The sequence below is a fragment of the Cellulomonas sp. NEAU-ZC6 genome (assembly GCF_056844425.1).
In genome coordinates, this window is sequence record NZ_JBXFYH010000002.1 from 705,303 (window position 1) to 722,701 (window position 17,399).

Below are 17,399 nucleotides of genomic sequence, written 5' to 3' on the forward strand. Positions count from 1 at the left end.
GTCGGGGCAGCCCCGGCGCCTCGCTACCCTTGTCCGGTGACCCCCGCTGAGCTCTCCGAGTCCCTGCGCGCCGCCCTCGCGGGCGCCGTCGCCGACGGGACCTTCGCCCTGGACGCCGCCGACCTGCCCGCCACCGTGCACGTGGAGCGACCCCGGCAGCGCGAGCACGGCGACTGGGCCACCAACGTGGCGCTGCAGCTCGCCAAGAAGGCCGGCACCAACCCGCGCGCCTTCGCGGAGGAGCTCGCGCGCCGGCTCGCCGACGCCCCGGGCGTCGCGCGGGTCGACGTCGCCGGCCCCGGCTTCCTCAACATCACGCTGGACGCGGCCGCCGCGGGCGAGCTCGCGCGCTCGGTCGTGGACGCCGGGTCCGCCTACGGCCGCAACGAGTCGCTGGCCGGCGAGTCGATCAACCTCGAGTTCGTCTCCGCGAACCCCACCGGGCCGATCCACATCGGCGGCGTGCGCTGGGCCGCGGTCGGCGACAGCCTGGCCCGCGTGCTCCAGGCGTCCGGCGCCCGGGTCGGGCGCGAGTACTACTTCAACGACCACGGCGCCCAGATCGACCGGTTCGCCCGCTCGCTGTTCGCCCGGGCCAAGGGCGAGGAGGCGCCGGAGGACGGCTACGGCGGCCAGTACATCGCCGACATCGCCGACGCGGTCATCGCGCAGGCCGCCGCGGCCGGAGAGCCCGACCCCCGCACGCTGCCCGACGCCGAGGCGCAGGAGGCGTTCCGCGCCCGGGGCGTCGACCTGATGTTCGGCGAGATCAAGCAGGCGCTGCACGACTTCGGCGTCGACTTCGACGTGTACTTCCACGAGGACACGCTGCACGAGACCGGCGCCGTCGACCGCGCGGTCGCCCGGCTGCGGGAGAACGGGCACATCTTCGAGGCGGACGGCGCGACCTGGCTGCGCACCACCGACTTCGGGGACGACAAGGACCGGGTCATCATCAAGTCCGACGGGGACGCCGCGTACATCGCCGGCGACCTGGCGTACTACCTGGACAAGCGCGAGCGCGGCTTCGACCGCGTGATCATCATGCTCGGCGCCGACCACCACGGGTACATCGGCCGCATGATGGCGATGTGCGCCGCGTTCGGCGACACCCCGGGGGTCAACCTCGAGATCCTGATCGGCCAGATGGTCAACCTGGTCAAGGACGGCCAGCCGATGCGGATGAGCAAGCGCGCCGGCACCGTCGTCACGCTCGAGGACCTGGTCGAGGCGGTCGGCGTCGACGCCGCGCGGTACTCGCTGGCGCGGTCCTCGGCGGACTCCTCGATCGACCTGGACCTGGACCTGCTGACCCGGGCGACCAACGAGAACCCCGTCTACTACGTGCAGTACGCGCACGCCCGCACCTGCTCGGTCGGCCGGAACGCCGCCGAGGCCGGCGTGCGCCGCGAGGACGGGTTCGACGCGTCGCTGCTGGACCACCCGAGCGAGTCGGTGCTGCTCGGCAAGATCGCCGAGCTGCCGCGGATCGTCGCCCAGGCGGCCGAGCTGCGCGAGCCGCACCGCGTCGCGCGGTACCTGGAGGAGCTGGCCGGGGCGTACCACAAGTGGTACGACCAGCGCCGCGTCCTGCCGTTCGGCGACGAGCAGGTCGGCGACGTGCACCGCACCCGCCTGTGGCTGAACGACGCCACCCGGCAGGTGCTCGCCAACGGTCTCGCCCTGCTGGGCGTCGGCGCCCCGGAGCGCATGTGACCGCGCCGGCCCCGCTCGGCCTGCCCTGGCCGGCGTCCGCCGCCCGGGGTGCGGACGGGGCCGTCGGCGTCGCGGGCGTCGACCTGCGGGACCTCGCCGTCGCGCAGGGCACGCCCGCCTACGTGCTGGACGAGGCCGACTTCCGTGCCCGCGCGCGCGGGCTGCGCGGGGCGTTCGCGGACGCGTTCGGCGCGATCGGAGCCGAGGTCGACGTCTACTACGCCGGCAAGGCGTTCCTGTCCGTCGCCGTCGCCCGCTGGGCGCACGAGGAGGGCCTGCGGGTCGACACCTCGACCGGCGGCGAGCTGGCCGTCGCGCTCCGCGCGGGCGTGCCGGGCGCGGACATCGGCCTGCACGGCAACAACAAGTCGGACGCCGAGATCGCCCGCGCCCTCGAGGCCGGCGTCGGTCGGCTGATCGTCGACTCGCTCGGCGAGGTCGACCGGATCGTCGCCGCCGTCCGCGCCCGCGGCGCCGGCGCCCCGCCCGCGCCGGTGATGGTCCGCGTGACCACCGGCGTGCACGCCGGCGGTCACGAGTACATCTCCACGGCGCACGAGGACCAGAAGTTCGGCCTGTCGGTCGCCGTGCCCGCCGGGTCGCCGTCGGGCACCAGCCCCGCCATGACGGCGCTCGAGTCGGTGCTGGCGCACCCGGAGCTGCGGCTGCTCGGCATCCACTCGCACATCGGCTCGCAGATCCTCGACCCCGCCGGGTTCGCGGTGGCGGCGCGCGCCGTGCTCGGCCTGCGCGCGGACCTCGCCGCCCGGACCGGGTACCTGGTGCCCGAGGTCGACCTGGGCGGCGGGTTCGGCATCGCGTACCTGCCGGGCGAGACGCCCCTGGACGCCGAGCAGATCGCGCGGGAGACCGCCGCCGCCGTGGATGCGGCGTGCATCTCGCTCGGCACCCCCGTGCCGCGGCTGTCGTTCGAGCCCGGCCGCGCGGTCGTCGGCCCCACCACGCTCACCCTGTACACGGTGGGCACCGTCAAGCCGGTCACGCTGGAGGACGGCCGCGTCCGGCTGTACGTCGCGGTCGACGGCGGGATGAGCGACAACATCCGGCCCGCCCTCTACGGCGCGCCGTACCACGCGGCCGTCGTGTCGCGGGCGGGCGCCGCCGAGACCGTGCTGGCGCGCGTGGTGGGCAAGCACTGCGAGAGCGGCGACATCGTCGTGCACGAGGTGCAGCTGCCGGCCGACGTCGCGCCGAGGGACCTGCTGGCCGTCGCGGCCACCGGCGCCTACGGGCGCTCGATGGCGTCCAACTACAACCACGTCCCCCGCCCGCCGGTGGTCGCGGTCCGCGACGGTGCGACGCAGGTGCTCGTCCGGCGCGAGACCGAGGACGACCTGCTGGCGCTCGACCTCGGCTGATCCGCCCGCGCGGCCGCTGCCGTCTCCTCGCCAGGACCCCCGTGCGCCGTCCGCGCCCGGGGGTCCTGGCGTCCGCGCGGCCGGTCGGAAACCCGCCCTTCCAGCCGCCCGCTGCCGCCGATAGCATCGGTGATCAGCGGGGGCGATAGCAGGACTGATCGGAAGGCGAGCGGATGAGCGGGAACACGCACGACGGCCACGACGGGCAGGACCCGACCGAGGTCGAGCCCGTCCACGACGAGCCGTCGCCCCTGGAGCGCGCCTTCGGCGCCTACCTCGCGGGGACGGCGCAGCGGGCGGACCGGATGCGGGCCGAGGCCGCGCGGTCGCTGGTCACGGCCGCCCGCCAGGCGGCGGACCTGGGATGGAGCCAGCGCAAGATCGCCGCGGCGCTCGGCCGTAGCCAGCCCGAGGTCGCGCGCCTGCTGCGGCGCGTCGACGTCGTGCACGGTGCCGGCCGGGTCGAGGTGGTCGAGGAGTGCGTGACGCCTCCGGCTGCGGACGTGCCCGAGACGATGCTGAGCCGGGTGCTCGGCCGGGACCGCGAGGCGATCGTCGCGGCGGCGCGACGGAACGGGGCGTCGAACGTGCGGGTGTTCGGCTCGGTCGCGCGCGGGGAGGACGGGCCGGACTCCGACGTGGACCTGCTGGTCGACCTGGACCCGGGCACCGGGCTGCTGTCCCTCGGCAGGATGGAGGTCGAGCTGACCGAGCTGCTCGGTCGGCCGGTCGACCTGATCCCGGCGCGGATGCTCAAGCCCCACGTCGCAGCGACGGTCGAGGCGGTCGCGCTGTGACCGGGTCCGCTGCTGGTCACGTCGACCCTGTGGACGTCCTCGACGAGGCCCTCGCGCACCTGGAGGTGCTCCGGCGTCATGTGGACGGGGTCGGGATGGACGACCCGCTGGGGTTCGACGCCACCAGCCTCCGACTGTCCGTGGCGATCGACTGCATCACGCGCCTGCCGCGTGACCTGCAGGCCGTGGTCTACGGCGACCAGCGGACGGCCATCCGCGCCATGCGCAACCGGATCGCGCACGGGTACTTCTGGGTCGACCCCGACGTCGTCCGCGACACGGTCAGGCACGACCTCGACCCGTTCGAGGACCGCCTGCGGGGCCTGCGGCGCACGCTCTCGGCCGAGGCGTGACCTGCGCCCGCGCCCCGGCCGCCCACGGTGTGGATGCGCGGTCGGGGCGCGGGGCGTGCCCCCTATCCTGTGATCCGGCCGGGCTGCGTGCCCGGCCGGACCCCCAGGACCCGGCTCGACCGGGTGTGATCGAGAGGCGCACGCGGTGACCGAACGCGACCAGACCGGCCGACCCGCCACGCCCGCCCCCGGTACCCGGCCCGCCGTGCGGGTCGCCCTGCTCGGCTGCGGCGTCGTCGGCACCGAGGTCGTCCGGCTGCTCACGACGCAGGCCGCGGACCTCGCGGCCCGGGTCGGCGCCCCGCTCGAGCTGGTGGGCGTCGCCGTGCGGGACGTCGAGGCGCCCCGCGACCCCGTCGTCGACCGCGCGCTGCTGACCGCGGACGCCGAGGGCCTGGTCGCGAAGGCCGACGTCGTCGTCGAGGTGGTCGGCGGCATCGAGCCCGCCCGCGGCCTGCTCCTGCGCGCGATCGAGCACGGCGCCGCGGTGGTCACCGCCAACAAGGCGCTGCTGGCCCAGGACGGCCCGACGCTGTACCAGGCCGCGGACGCGGCGGGCGTGGACCTGTACTTCGAGGCCGCCGTCGCCGGGGCCATCCCGCTGGTGCGCCCGGTGCGCGAGTCGCTGTCCGGCGACCGCGTGCAGCGCGTGCTCGGCATCGTCAACGGCACCACCAACTACGTGCTGGACCGGATGGCCACCGAGGGCCTCGACCTGGCGGACGTCGTGGCCGAGGCGCAGGCGCTCGGTTACGCGGAGGCCGACCCGACAGCCGACGTCGAGGGCTACGACGCCGCGGCGAAGGCGGCCATCCTCGCCTCCCTCGCGTTCCACACCCGGGTGTCGATCGACGACGTCGACCGCCAGGGGATCATGGGCGTCACCGCGGACGACGTGGCCTGGGCCGCCCGCACGGGGCACGTCATCAAGCTGCTGGCCATCGCGGACCGTCGCACGACCGAGGACGGCGCCGAGGGCGTGCAGGTGCGCGTGCACCCGTCGCTGGTGCCGCTGAGCCACCCGCTCGCCGGCGTGCGCGGCGCGTTCAACGCGGTCTTCGTCGAGGCCGAGGCCGCCGGCGAGCTGATGTTCTACGGCCGCGGCGCCGGCGGCGCCCCGACCGCCAGCGCGGTGCTCGGCGACGTGGTGTCCGCGGCGCGGCACCGGGTGCACGGCGGGCGCGGCCCGGCCGAGTCCTGGTACGCCGCGCTGCCGGTGCTGCCCGCCGAGTCCGCCCGGACCCGGTACCAGGTGCGGCTCGACGTCGACGACCGGCCCGGCGTGCTCGCGCACGTGTCGGCGGTCCTCGCCGAGCACGGCGTGTCGATCGAGGCGGTCCGGCAGTCGCCGGCGGACGTCACGCACGCCGGCACCGAGGACGACCCGGGCGTCGCCCGTCTGGTCATCACCACGCACGAGGCGCCGGAGGCCGCGCTGGCCGCCACCGTCGCCGCGATCGGCGACCTGGACTCCGTCCGCGAGGTCGTCTCCGTCCTGCGAGTCGAGGGAGCCTGATGGCCCACCAGTGGCGCGGCGTGATCCGCGAGTACGCCGACCGCCTGCCCGCGCACGTGCAGCAGCACGTGGTCACGCTCGGCGAGGGCGGCACGCCGCTCGTCGAGGCGCCGGCGCTGTCCGCGCTGACCGGCGCGGAGGTGTTCGTCAAGGTCGAGGGCATGAACCCGACCGGGTCGTTCAAGGACCGCGGCATGACGACCGCGATGTCCGCCGCCGCGGGCCGCGGGGCGAAGGCCGTCGTCTGCGCCTCCACCGGCAACACGTCGGCGTCGGCCGCCGCCTACGCCACCGCGGCCGGGATGATCTGCGCGGTGCTGGTCCCGGACGGCAAGATCGCGATGGGCAAGCTCAGCCAGGCCGTCGCGCACGGCGCCACGCTGCTGCAGGTCGACGGCAACTTCGACGACTGCCTGATCGCCGCGCGCAAGCTCGCCGAGGCGTACCCGGTCGAGCTGGTGAACTCGGTCAACCCCGACCGCATCGAGGGTCAGAAGACCGGCGCGTTCGAGATCGTCGACGCGCTCGGCGACGCCCCCGACATCCACGCGCTGCCCGTCGGCAACGCCGGCAACATCACCGCGTACTGGAAGGGCTTCCGCGAGTACGCGGGCCACGACGCGGGCGCGGACCTCGAGCCCGTCGCGACGCACACCCCGGTCATGTGGGGCTTCCAGGCCGCGGGCGCCGCGCCGATCGTGCACGGCTACCCGATCACGGACCCCGAGACCATCGCCACGGCGATCCGGATCGGCAACCCGGCGTCCTGGAACCAGGCCGAGGCCGCGCGCGACCGCTCGGGCGGCCTGATCGAGGCCGTCACGGACGACGAGATCCTCGCCGCGCACCGCGTGCTGTCGTCGCAGGTGGGCGTGTTCGTGGAGCCGGCGTCGGCCGCGGGCGTCGCGGGCATCCTCAAGCTGGCCGAGCAGGGCCGGGTCCCCGCGGGTGCGCGCATCGTCGTCACGGTCACGGGCCACGGCCTGAAGGACCCGCAGTGGGCACTGCGCACCGCCGACGGCGGCGAGGTCGAGACCACGCGCGTGCGGCCCGACGTGGTCGAGATCGCCGCCGCGCTCGGCCTCGGCTGACCCGGCCGTGCGACTGGGTGCCGACCGGGCGCGGGTGCGCGTCCCGGCGACGAGCGCGAACCTCGGACCGGGCTTCGACGCGCTGGGCCTCGCGCTCGCGCTGCACGACGACGTCGAGGTGCGCGCGCTCGGGTCCGCCGAGGTCGTCGTCGACGTCGTGGGGGAGGGCGCGCAGGACGTGCCGTCGGGGGACGACCACCTCGTCGTCCGCGCGCTGCGGCACGCGCTGGACCACGTCGGCGCGCCGCAGACCGGACTGCACCTGACCTGCCGGAACCGGATCCCGCACGGCCGCGGCCTGGGCTCGTCCGCCGGTGCGGTCGTCGCCGGGCTGCTCGCGGCGCGCGCTCTGGTCGCGGAGCCGGAGTCCCTGGACGACGACGTGGTGCTGCGGCTGGCCACGGAGCTCGAGGGGCACCCCGACAACGCGGCGCCCGCGCTGCTCGGCGGGGCGACGGTCGCCTGGTCGGACGGTGCCGGCCCGCAGGCCCCGGTGCACGCGGTGCGGCTCGAGGTGCACCCGGACCTCGCGCCCGTCGCCGTGGTGCCCGGCACCCGGCTGGCCACGTCGCACGCCCGCGGGGTGCTGCCGGACCAGGTGCCGCACCGCGACGCCGCGTTCCAGGCGGGCCGGGCGGCGCTGCTGGTCGAGGCGCTGGGCCGCCGGCCCGACCTGCTGCTCCCCGCCACCGAGGACCGGCTGCACCAGGGGTACCGGCGCCCGGTGATGGCGGAGAGCATGGCGCTGGTCGACGCGCTGCGGGCCCGTGGCGTCGCAGCCGTCGTCTCGGGCGCGGGGCCGACGGTGCTCGCGCTCGCCCGGGCCACGGGCGACGACCCCGGCGCGGGGACGACGGACGCCGACGCCGCGCTGCAGCAGGTGTTCGGGGGTGCGATGGGCGGCTGGCGCATCGTCCGGCTCGGCATCGACACCGCCGGGGCGGTGGCCACGAGGCTGCCGTGAGGGGGTCGGCCGGTGCTATGCTGGCCGCGTTCCCCGGAGTACTTCTGTGATGTCCGCTCAGCCTTTTTCCGGTGCAGCGCCGCCCAGGTGGCAGGCCGTGCGAGGGCGCCGGGCCGAGATCCTGGACCGGGGACGATCCAGCCCACGAGAGTCGACGCGAGTCGCGCGACACGTGCGGCTCCACCGACGCGCCGACCCTCGACGAGGGGCCGGACGCGGACCGCGCCCCGACGGTGGGTGCCGGTCCCTGACGAGGGGGAAGGGTCCTTCGTGACAGAAACCATCGAGCCGGCCGTGAGCACGGGCTCCGGCGGGTCCGCCCGTGGCGGCGCCATCTCCGCGATGCGCATGCCCGAGCTGCAGGCCCTCGCCGCCCAGCTGGGCGTGACGGGCACGTCCCGGATGCGCAAGAGCGACCTGGTCGACGCGATCCAGGCCACGGGCTCCGGCGGCGCACCCGCCGGGCGCACCCGCCGCGCCGCGACCCGCGACGCCGGCCGCCCGGAGCAGACGGCCACGGCCCCCGACGCCGCTCCGGCCGCCCCCGCGGCCGAGCAGCCCGCCGACGACGCGCCGCGCGCGCAGCGCCGCCGTCCGGCCCGCGCTGCCGAGCAGCCCGCCCCGGCCGAGACCCCCGCCGAGCCGCGCACCGGCCGCACCGTCGACGTCCTCGCCGGCCTCGAGGCCGTCGAGCGCTCCCTGGACGGCCGGCAGAGTGCCGGCGAGCCCCGCGACGACCGCGCCGCCCGTGCCGCCGAGGCCGTCGGCACCGTCACGGGCGAGCGCCGCTCGCGCCGCTCCGGCCGTGGTGCCGGTGCGCCGACCGTCGACGTGACGCTGCCCGAGGGGCCGACGTCCGGCGGCGAGCGCGCCGACCGCGGTGACCGTCCCGATCGCGGTGACCGTGCCGAGCGCGGTGAGGGCCGGGGCGAGCAGCGCGACGGCCAGCGCCGTCAGCAGCAGGGCCAGCAGCAGCGCGGTCAGCAGGCCGGCCAGGCGGCCCAGGCTGCCCAGCACGCCCAGGAGGTCCAGCAGGGCCAGCAGGGCGCACCGAACGGTCAGCAGGACCTGGACGACGACGAGCGCGGCGGCCGCCGCCGGCGCTCGCGCGACCGGTACCGCGACCGCGACGGCCGCAAGCAGCGCGGCCGCGGCCAGCGCTCGGGCGAGGTGGGGGCCGACGAGGAGATCGAGATCACCGAGGACGACGTCCTCGTGCCGATCGGCGGCATCCTCGACATCCTCGACTCGTACGCGTTCGTCCGCACGAGCGGCTACCTGCCCGGCGCGAACGACGTCTACCTGCCGCTCGGCCAGGTCCGCAAGGCCGGCCTGCGCCGCGGCGACGCGATCACCGGCGCCGTCCGGGCGCCCCGCGAGGGCGAGCAGCAGGCGCAGCAGCAGGGCGGCAACCGGCCGAACAAGGCCAACGCCCTCGTGCGCCTCGACACCGTCAACGGCATGTCGCCGGAGCAGGCGCGCCAGCGCCCGGAGTTCTCCAAGCTGACGCCGCTCTACCCGCAGGACCGCCTGCGGCTCGAGCACGAGGCGCACCAGCTCACCCCGCGGGTCATCGACATCGTCGCCCCGATCGGCAAGGGCCAGCGCGGCCTCATCGTCGCGCCCCCGAAGGCCGGCAAGACGATCATCATGCAGCAGATCGCCAACTCGATCACCGCGAACAACCCCGAGGTCCACCTCATGGTCGTGCTCGTCGACGAGCGCCCCGAGGAGGTCACGGACATGGAGCGGACGGTCAAGGGCGAGGTCATCGCCTCGACCTTCGACCGGCCCGCGTCGGACCACACGATGGTCGCGGAGCTCGCGATCGAGCGGGCCAAGCGCCTGGTCGAGCTGGGCCAGGACGTCGTCGTGCTGCTCGACTCGCTGACCCGCCTGTCCCGCGCGTACAACCTGGCGGCCCCGGCCTCCGGGCGGATCCTGTCCGGTGGTGTGGACGCCTCGGCGCTCTACCCGCCGAAGCGGTTCTTCGGCGCGGCGCGCAACATCGAGAACGGCGGCTCGCTGACCATCCTCGCGTCCGCGCTGGTGGAGACCGGCTCCAAGATGGACGAGGTCATCTTCGAGGAGTTCAAGGGCACCGGGAACATGGAGCTCCGGCTCTCCCGCTCGCTCGCCGACAAGCGGATCTTCCCGGCGGTGGACGTCAACGCCTCCGGCACGCGGCGCGAGGAGATCCTCATCGCGCCGGACGAGCTCAAGATCGTCTGGAAGCTCCGGCGCGTCATGGGCGCGCTGGACCAGCAGCAGGCGATCGAGCTGCTGCTCGGCAAGCTGCGGGACACCAAGAGCAACGTCGAGTTCCTGCTCCAGGTGCAGAAGACCACCCCGGGCATGCACGAGGAGACCCGCTCGGTCGTCTGACGGCGGCGCACGCGTCGCAGCAGGGCGGCACCCCGCGCGGGTGCCGCCCTGCTGTCGTCCGGCGACCGGTCGGAGCGAGGCGTCAGGCGCCCGGCAGCTGGCCCCGGCGGGCGGCGAGCGCCTGGTCGTACCAGGCCAGCGTCTGCCGGGTGATCTCCCCGGCCTCGAACCGCTGCGCCGCGGCGCGCTGCGGGTCCCGGGCCGCCCGGCGGGCCGCGGGGTCGTCGATCCAGCGCGCCAGGGTCCGGGCGAAGGCGGCCGTGTCCCGCGGGTCGACCAGCTGGTCCTCCAGGCCGGCCATCGGCGTCCGGTAGCCCGGGTTGTCGCCGGCCAGCACCACGCCGCCGGCGTCGGCCAGCGCCTCGACCACCGACATCCCGAAGCTCTCGCCGCCGGTCGACGGCAGCGCGACGACGTCGGCACCGGCGAGCAGGGCGGCCTTGTCCTCCTCGGCGACGAACCCCGGGAAGTCGACGCGGTCCGCGATCCCGGCCGCCCGCGCGCGCTGCTGCAGGTCGGCGAGCAGCGGCCCGCGGCCGGCGAGCGTCAGCGTCCACGGGCGCGTGGTGCGCGGCAGGGCGGCTGCCGCGGCGAGCAGCTCCCGCGGGCCCTTGCGCTCGACCAGGCGGCCCAGGAACACGATCCGGACCGGGTCGGCGTCGGACCGGGCCGGCGCCCCGGCCTGCGTCGCGGCGAGCTCGACGGGGCCGCCGATCACCGGGACGTCGCGGCCGTACGCCTCGCGCACCGACTCCTGCGCGGCGGCCGACAGCGCGCTGATCGCGTCGAACCGGCGCAGCCGGCGGCGCTCCGCGAGGCCGAGCGCCCGGATGCCCCACCGCGCCACCGCGTCCTGCGGGTAGATGACGAACGACCCGACGACGGCGGTGCGGGGGTGCGCGGCGGACACGACCCGCCCGGCGAGCACGGGGCTGTACGGCATGGTCACGTGCAGCACGTCGAACGGGACCTCCGCCAGGAGCCGGCGGACCGCCGCCCGGGACGCGGGCAGCGGGGTGCCGAGCCGGTTCCCGTTGAACCGCACCGACAGGGTGCGGCCGAGCACGTGCAGGCGCGGCAGGTCGGTGCGCTCGGTGCTGGAGGTCAGGTAGTGCACCTCGTGGCCGAGCGCCGTCAGCCGCCGGCCGAGCGTGAGGACGATCTGCTGGACCCCGTCGGGCCGGTCGAGGCCGTCGTCGATCACCAGGCCGATGCGGAGCACCCGCACATCGTAGGGGCGGGGTCCTGGGCCGTCGGCGCGCGGTCGGCGGGCCTCGGGAAGATTTCGCGCCCGGCCGCTGTTCTGGCAGACTGTTCCGTCGGTCTGCGGTTCACGTGCACGGCTCGCGTGCACGACCCGGGGACCCAACACGAGGAGAACACCTGTGAAGACTGACATCCACCCCGAGTACGTGGTGACCCAGGTGACCTGCACCTGCGGCAACACGTTCACCACGCGCTCCACCTCGACCTCCGGCGAGATCAAGGCCGATGTGTGCAGCGCCTGCCACCCGTTCTACACGGGCAAGCAGAAGATCCTCGACACCGGTGGCCGCGTGGCCCGGTTCGAGGCGCGCTACGGCAAGAAGTCGGCCAACTAGCGACCTCGGCGCCGGTGACCGGCGGTCCCGTCAGGGACCGCGGTCACCGGCGCTTTCGCATGTCCGGGCCCGCACCGCGGCCCGTGGTCGCCCCCGCGCCGCCCGACGGCGCACGGCTCAGGAGATGCCCCGATGACCGACCCGTTCGCGGCGGCGCAGCCGCTGCTCGACGAGCACGCCCGGATCGAGCAGCAGCTCGCGGACCCGGCCGTGCACGCCGACCAGGCGCTGGCCCGGAACCTCGGGCGCCGGTACGCCGAGCTCGGCCGGGTCGCCCAGGCGCACGGCGCCTGGCGGGCCGCCGCCGAGGACCTCGCGGACGCCCGCGAGCTCGCGCAGGACGACGCGGCGTTCGCCGCCGAGCTGCCGGCGCTCGCCGAGGCGGAGGAGCACGCGGCCGAGCGGCTGCGCCGGGTGCTGGTCCCGCGCGACCCGGACGACGCCCGCGACGTGATCCTCGAGATCAAGGCGGGCGAGGGCGGCGAGGAGTCCGCGCTGTTCGCCGGCGACCTGCTGCGGATGTACCTGCGGTACGCCGAGAGGCGCGGCTGGCGGACCGAGACGCTGGAGGCCACCGAGTCCGACCTCGGCGGCTACAAGGACGTGCAGGTCGCCGTGAAGGCGCGCGGGTCCGTCACCGACCCGGCCGAGGGCGTCTGGGCGAGCCTGAAGTACGAGGGCGGCGTGCACCGCGTCCAGCGGGTGCCGGTCACGGAGTCGCAGGGCCGGATCCACACGTCCGCCGCCGGGGTGCTGGTGTTCCCCGAGGTGGAGGACGCGGGCGAGGTCGAGATCGACCCGAACGACCTGCGGATCGACGTCTACCGCTCGTCGGGTCCCGGCGGGCAGTCCGTGAACACCACCGACTCGGCCGTGCGGATCACCCACGTGCCGACGGGCATCGTGGTGTCGATGCAGAACGAGAAGTCGCAGCTGCAGAACCGCGAGCAGGCCATGCGCGTGCTGCGTGCCCGGCTGCTGGCCGCGCAGCAGGAGGCGGCGGCCGCCGCGGCGAGCGCGGCGCGGCGCTCCCAGGTGCGCACCGTCGACCGGTCCGAGCGGATCCGGACCTACAACTACCCGGAGAACCGGATCGCGGACCACCGCACCGGCTACAAGGCGTACAACCTGGACGCGGTGCTGGACGGCGACCTGGGCCCGGTCGTGCAGTCGGCGGTCGACGCGGACGAGGCCGCCCAGCTGGCGGCGGCGGGGGAGCAGAGCGCGTGACCACGTCCACCGCGCCGACGATGCGCACCCTGGTCGACGCCGCGGCGCGCGTGCTCGCGGACGCCGGCGTCGGGTCGCCGAGGCACGACGCGACCGCGCTGGCCGCGTACGCGCTCGGCCTGCCGCGCCTGGACCTGGTGCTGGCGCCGCCGGTGCCGGACGGGTTCACCGAGGAGTTCGCCGGACTGGTCGACCGCCGCCGCCGCCGCGAGCCGCTGCAGCACATCGTCGGGTCGACGGTGTTCCGCTACCTCACGCTGCGCGTCGAGCCCGGTGTGTTCGTGCCGCGTCCCGAGACGGAGACGGTCGCGCAGGTCGCGGTGGACGAGGCGGCGCGCCTGGCCACCGAGGGCCGGGAGCCGCTGGTCGTCGACCTGTGCTGCGGCGCCGGCGGCATCGCGCTGTCGGTCGACACGGAGGTCCCCGGCTCGCGGGTGGTCGCCGTGGACGCCTCGCCGGAGGCCGTCGCGCTGACCCGCCACAACCACGGTGCCGCGGGGTCCCTCACCATGCGCATCGAGCAGGGCGACGTCCGCGACCCCGCGCTGCTCGCCGACCTGGACGGCACGGTCGACGTCGTGGTGTCCAACCCGCCGTACATCCCGCCGGACGCCGTGCCCGTGGACCCGGAGGTCCGCGACCACGACCCCGACCTCGCGCTGTACGGCGGCGGGCTCGACGGCCTGGAGGTGCCGCGGGCGGTGCTGGAGGCCGCCGCGCGCCTGCTGGTGCCCGGCGGGCTCCTGGTGATGGAGCACGCCGAGGTGCAGGACGCGGCCGCCCGGGCTGCCGCCGAGGCGACGGGCGCGTTCGAGGCGGTCGAGAGCCGGGCGGACCTGACGGGGCGCCCCCGGATGCTGGTGGCCCGGCGTCGCAGCGCACCGGCGGGCGAGCCGCGACCGGACGCCCAGCCGGGCGTGGGAGACTCGCAGCCGTGAGCGACGACTCCGTGCTGGACGCGACCGACCCTGCGACCTGGGGCCCTGCCCTGGACGCCGCCGTGCACACCGTGTCCCGCGGGGGACTGGTCGTGCTGCCGACCGACACGGTGTACGGGATCGGCGCCGACGCGTTCACGCCCGAGGCGGTCGCCGCGCTGCTCGCGGCGAAGGGCCGCGGGCGCCAGATGCCGCCGCCCGTGCTGATGCCGGACGTGCGCACGCTCGACGGCCTCGCCATGGGCGTCCCCGCCGAGGTGCGCGACCTGGCCGAGGCGTTCTGGCCCGGCGGGCTCACCGTGATCCTGGTGGCCCAGCCGTCGCTGGCCTGGGACCTGGGCGACACCCACGGCACGGTCGCGCTGCGGGTGCCGGACCACCCCGTGGCGCTCGCGCTGCTCGGCCGCACCGGGCCGATGGCCGTGTCCAGCGCCAACCGCACCGGGCAGCCGTCCGCGCTCGAGGTCGCCGAAGCGCACGAGCAGCTGGGGGACCGCGTGCAGACCTACCTGGACGGCGGCCGCACCCCCGGCCAGGTCGCCTCCACCATCGTGGACGCCACCGGCGACGAGCTCCGGGTCGTGCGGCAGGGCGCGATCAGCCTCGAGCGGCTCCGGGAGGTCGCTCCCGTCGTGGCGGGTGACCCCGGCCGGTGAGGGCGTACCTGCTCCTCCTGCTGCTCGCGGCGGCGGCCACCTACCTGCTGACGCCGCTGGCGCGCTGGTGCGCGCTGCGCTGGGGTGCGATCACCGCGGTGCGCAGCCGCGACGTGCACTCCATCCCGACGCCGCGGCTCGGCGGCCTGGCGATGTGGGCCGGGATCATGGTCGGCCTGGTGATGGCCAGCCAGCTGCCGTTCCTGGAGGGCGTGTTCGACAACCCGCGCCCGATCGTCGGCATCGCCGCCGCCGCCACCATCGTGTGCGCGCTGGGCGTGGCCGACGACATCTGGGACCTGGACTGGATGACCAAGCTGGTCGGGCAGGTGCTCGCCGCGTTCGTCATGGCGTCCATGGGCGTGCAGCTCTACCAGCTGCCGATCGACGGTGCGGTCGTGGCCTCCGACCGGGTCTGGCTCGGGCTGACCGTGCTCACGGTGGTCGTCGCGATGAACGCGGTGAACTTCGTCGACGGGCTGGACGGGCTCGCTGCGGGCCTGATCGCGATCGGCGGCGCGGGGTTCTTCCTCTACTCCTACCAGCTGACCCGCGAGGCCAGCCCCGGGGACTTCTCCAACCTGGCGACCCTGGTGGTCGCGCTGCTGGTCGGCGCCTGCATCGGGTTCCTGCCGCACAACTTCCACCCGGCGCGCATCTTCATGGGCGACTCCGGCTCGATGCTCATCGGGCTGGTGATCGCCGCCGCGGGCATCCAGGTGACCGGGCAGATCGACCTCGCGGTGACGAACACCCGCCAGTCGTTCCCCGCGTTCCTGCCGATCCTGCTCCCGCTCGCGGTGCTGCTGCTGCCGCTGCTCGACATGGGGCTGGCGGTGATCCGTCGCGTCGGGTCCGGGAAGTCGCCGTTCCACCCGGACCGGATGCACCTGCACCACCGGATGCTGCAGCTGGGGCACTCGCACCGCCGCGCCGTGATCATCCTGTACGTCTGGACCTTCGTGTTCGCGGGCGCGGCCACGGCGCTGGTGTGGTTCTCCACCACCGCCGTGCTGATCGGCCTGGCGGTCGGCGTGCTCGCGGCGCTGGCGCTCACGCTCGGCCCGCTGCGCGGGCGCAGCACGCCGGGCGGCGACGCGGCTCCCCGCCCGCCGGCCGCCCCTCCTGCACCCGCGTCGCCGCCGGGTCCGCGCCCCACGGCACCGCCCGCCCCGCCCGCGACCCCCGCGACCCCGGCACGGCACGCGGCCGACGCCCACCGCGGCGCCTGGCACGCCACCGGCCTGACCACCCCCGACCCGAGGACGGACCGATGACCGACCCCACCCCCGAGCCGACCCCCCGCACGGGGGACAGCCCCGAGGTGCACGCCGTGTTCCGCCGCGCGCTGCGCGACATGGTGGTGCTCGTCGCCGGCGTGACCGTGCTCGGCGTCGCGGTCGGCTACCTGGTGGCCGGCCTGCCCGGCGTCTGGGGCGCGCTGATCGGCGCCGGCATCGCGCTGCTGTTCTCCGGCGCGACGACACTGTCGATGCTGCGCACGTCGGACGCCGCCCCGGGGCGGATGATGACCGTGATCATGGGCACCTGGCTGGGCAAGCTGGTGGTCGTGATCGTCCTGCTCGCGGTGCTCCGCGGCATGGACTTCTACGACCGCTACGTGCTGGCGGTGGTGGTCGCGGTCGCGGTCATCGGCTCCGCGCTGCTCGACTACCGCGCCGTCGCGCGGGGCAGGGTCCCGTACGTGACCCCCGCCAGTGCTGGGACGAAGGTCCCGAATGCGGACGACCCGGACGGGACCGGTCCGTCCGTAGGTTAGGCTTCCCCCGAACCACCCACGACGGCCGGGTCCCGGCGGAGTGACCCACACCCGGGATCGCCCGTCGGAGCCTTCGACCCCCAGGAGACTGCTCTGTCCAGCCTTGCGACGATCCTGCCGCTCGCTGCCGAAGGCGAGTCCGGGTTCCACACTCCGTCGATCGCCGAGTTCTTCCCGCCGGCCATCTGGTTCGAGGGCACCCTCTTCGAGATCAACCGCATCCAGGTGGTGCGCTTCGTCGCCGTCGCGGTGCTGCTGACGCTGATGGTGATCGCGGCCCGCCGCGCGAGGCTCGTCCCGCGCCGCGGCCAGAACGTGGCCGAGATGATGCTGGACTTCGTGCGCGTGAACGTCGCCGAGGACATCATCGGCAAGGAGAAGGCCCACAAGTACGTGGCCCTCCTGACGACGATCTTCTTCGCGATCTTCGCCTTCAACATCACCGGCGTGATCCCGCTGCTCAACATCGCCGGCACCTCGCTGATCGGCCTGCCGATCATGCTCGCGCTCTGGGTGTACGTCATGTACCTCGGAGCCGGTGTCCGGGCGCACGGGGTGGGCGGGTTCCTCAAGCACTCGCTGTTCCCCCCGGGCGTGCCGTGGCCGCTCTACATCCTGCTGGCGCCGGTCGAGTTCCTGCAGGTGTTCGTCCTGCGGCCCGTCACGCTGGCCATCCGGTTGATGGCCAACATGGTCGCCGGGCACCTCATGCTCGTGCTCTGCTTCTCGGCCACGCAGTACCTGCTGTTCGACGCGACCGGCGTCCTCAAGGGCTTCGGCGCGCTGACCCTGGCGGGCGGCTTCGCGATCACCCTGTTCGAGGTGTTCGTCGCCGCGCTGCAGGCCTACATCTTCGTCGTCCTGACGGCTGTCTACCTCAGCCAGTCGATCGAGGAAGAGCACTGACCCAGCACCACCCGTGCGGGCCCACCTGCGGCCCGCACCACTGAAAACGACCGCCGACCGACCGGTCGGCGGCCAAACGGAAGGAAC

General features: G+C 75.1%; 16 protein-coding genes. 15 read left to right on the plus strand and 1 reads right to left on the minus strand.

What is annotated here, in order from left to right; genetic code table 11:
- The first annotated feature begins 36 nt into the window (after nucleotides 1-36).
- From argS to rho, 8 genes are all read left to right on the plus strand, one after another.
- Nucleotides 37-1,716: an arginine--tRNA ligase gene (gene argS, locus AC1050_RS13395; protein WP_482387881.1), complete on the plus strand. Its 1,680-nt coding sequence runs from the start codon at nucleotides 37-39 to the stop codon at nucleotides 1,714-1,716.
- The gene (gene lysA, locus AC1050_RS13400) at nucleotides 1,713-3,095 is read left to right on the plus strand and encodes a diaminopimelate decarboxylase (protein ID WP_482387882.1); all 1,383 of its coding nucleotides are present in this window, start codon (nucleotides 1,713-1,715) and stop codon (nucleotides 3,093-3,095) included. The genes argS and lysA overlap by 4 nt, the downstream gene beginning before the upstream one ends.
- A gap of 173 nt (nucleotides 3,096-3,268) precedes the next feature.
- Complete coding sequence (locus tag AC1050_RS13405; RefSeq protein ID WP_482387883.1) at nucleotides 3,269-3,892, plus strand: nucleotidyltransferase domain-containing protein; 624 nt, start codon at nucleotides 3,269-3,271, stop codon at nucleotides 3,890-3,892.
- 29 nt (nucleotides 3,893-3,921) lie between these two features.
- Nucleotides 3,922-4,245, plus strand: coding sequence for a HepT-like ribonuclease domain-containing protein (locus AC1050_RS13410; RefSeq protein ID WP_482387884.1), 324 nt, complete (start codon nucleotides 3,922-3,924; stop codon nucleotides 4,243-4,245).
- A 145-nt stretch (nucleotides 4,246-4,390) separates the two neighbouring features.
- Entirely contained in the window at nucleotides 4,391-5,761 is a 1,371-nt protein-coding gene (locus AC1050_RS13415; protein ID WP_482387885.1) for a homoserine dehydrogenase, read from the plus strand.
- A complete protein-coding gene (thrC, locus tag AC1050_RS13420) occupies nucleotides 5,761-6,852 on the plus strand; it encodes a threonine synthase (RefSeq protein WP_482387886.1) in 1,092 nt (363 codons plus the stop codon). The genes AC1050_RS13415 and thrC overlap by 1 nt, the downstream gene beginning before the upstream one ends.
- Before the next feature lie 7 nt (nucleotides 6,853-6,859).
- Complete coding sequence (gene thrB / locus AC1050_RS13425; protein ID WP_482387887.1) at nucleotides 6,860-7,816, plus strand: homoserine kinase; 957 nt, start codon at nucleotides 6,860-6,862, stop codon at nucleotides 7,814-7,816.
- A gap of 270 nt (nucleotides 7,817-8,086) precedes the next feature.
- Nucleotides 8,087-10,201 (plus strand): transcription termination factor Rho, encoded by a 2,115-nt coding sequence (gene rho, locus AC1050_RS13430; protein ID WP_482387888.1) that lies wholly within the window; start codon nucleotides 8,087-8,089, stop codon nucleotides 10,199-10,201.
- Nucleotides 10,202-10,283: 82 nt separating this feature from the next.
- Here rho and AC1050_RS13435 read toward each other — a convergent pair whose 3' ends face one another.
- Nucleotides 10,284-11,423, minus strand: coding sequence for a glycosyltransferase family 4 protein (locus AC1050_RS13435; protein WP_482387889.1), 1,140 nt, complete (start codon nucleotides 11,421-11,423; stop codon nucleotides 10,284-10,286).
- Between the two features lie 163 nt (nucleotides 11,424-11,586).
- On the opposite strand from AC1050_RS13435, the gene rpmE reads away from it, so the two are divergent.
- The 7 genes from rpmE to atpB all read left to right on the plus strand — a co-directional run bounded on the left by rpmE (nucleotide 11,587) and on the right by atpB (nucleotide 17,312).
- Nucleotides 11,587-11,802 carry a 50S ribosomal protein L31 gene (gene rpmE, locus AC1050_RS13440; protein WP_482387890.1) on the plus strand — a complete coding sequence of 72 codons (216 nt, stop codon included), beginning with the start codon at nucleotides 11,587-11,589 and terminating at the stop codon, nucleotides 11,800-11,802.
- A 132-nt stretch (nucleotides 11,803-11,934) separates the two neighbouring features.
- Nucleotides 11,935-13,032, plus strand: a complete 1,098-nt coding sequence (gene prfA / locus AC1050_RS13445) for a peptide chain release factor 1 (RefSeq protein WP_482387891.1) — start codon at nucleotides 11,935-11,937, stop codon at nucleotides 13,030-13,032.
- 20 nt (nucleotides 13,033-13,052) lie between these two features.
- Nucleotides 13,053-13,970 carry a peptide chain release factor N(5)-glutamine methyltransferase gene (prmC, locus tag AC1050_RS13450; protein ID WP_482387942.1) on the plus strand — a complete coding sequence of 306 codons (918 nt, stop codon included), beginning with the start codon at nucleotides 13,053-13,055 and terminating at the stop codon, nucleotides 13,968-13,970.
- Nucleotides 13,967-14,626 (plus strand): L-threonylcarbamoyladenylate synthase, encoded by a 660-nt coding sequence (locus AC1050_RS13455; protein ID WP_482387892.1) that lies wholly within the window; start codon nucleotides 13,967-13,969, stop codon nucleotides 14,624-14,626. Before prmC ends, AC1050_RS13455 begins: the two co-directional genes overlap by 4 nt.
- Entirely contained in the window at nucleotides 14,623-15,903 is a 1,281-nt protein-coding gene (locus tag AC1050_RS13460) for an MraY family glycosyltransferase (protein WP_482387893.1), read from the plus strand. Before AC1050_RS13455 ends, AC1050_RS13460 begins: the two co-directional genes overlap by 4 nt.
- Nucleotides 15,900-16,406: a Cg1360 family ATP-synthase-associated protein gene (locus AC1050_RS13465; protein ID WP_482387894.1), complete on the plus strand. Its 507-nt coding sequence runs from the start codon at nucleotides 15,900-15,902 to the stop codon at nucleotides 16,404-16,406. The genes AC1050_RS13460 and AC1050_RS13465 overlap by 4 nt, the downstream gene beginning before the upstream one ends.
- 228 nt (nucleotides 16,407-16,634) lie before the next feature.
- Complete coding sequence (atpB, locus tag AC1050_RS13470) at nucleotides 16,635-17,312, plus strand: F0F1 ATP synthase subunit A (RefSeq protein WP_482387895.1); 678 nt, start codon at nucleotides 16,635-16,637, stop codon at nucleotides 17,310-17,312.
- Nucleotides 17,313-17,399: the final 87 nt, after the last annotated feature.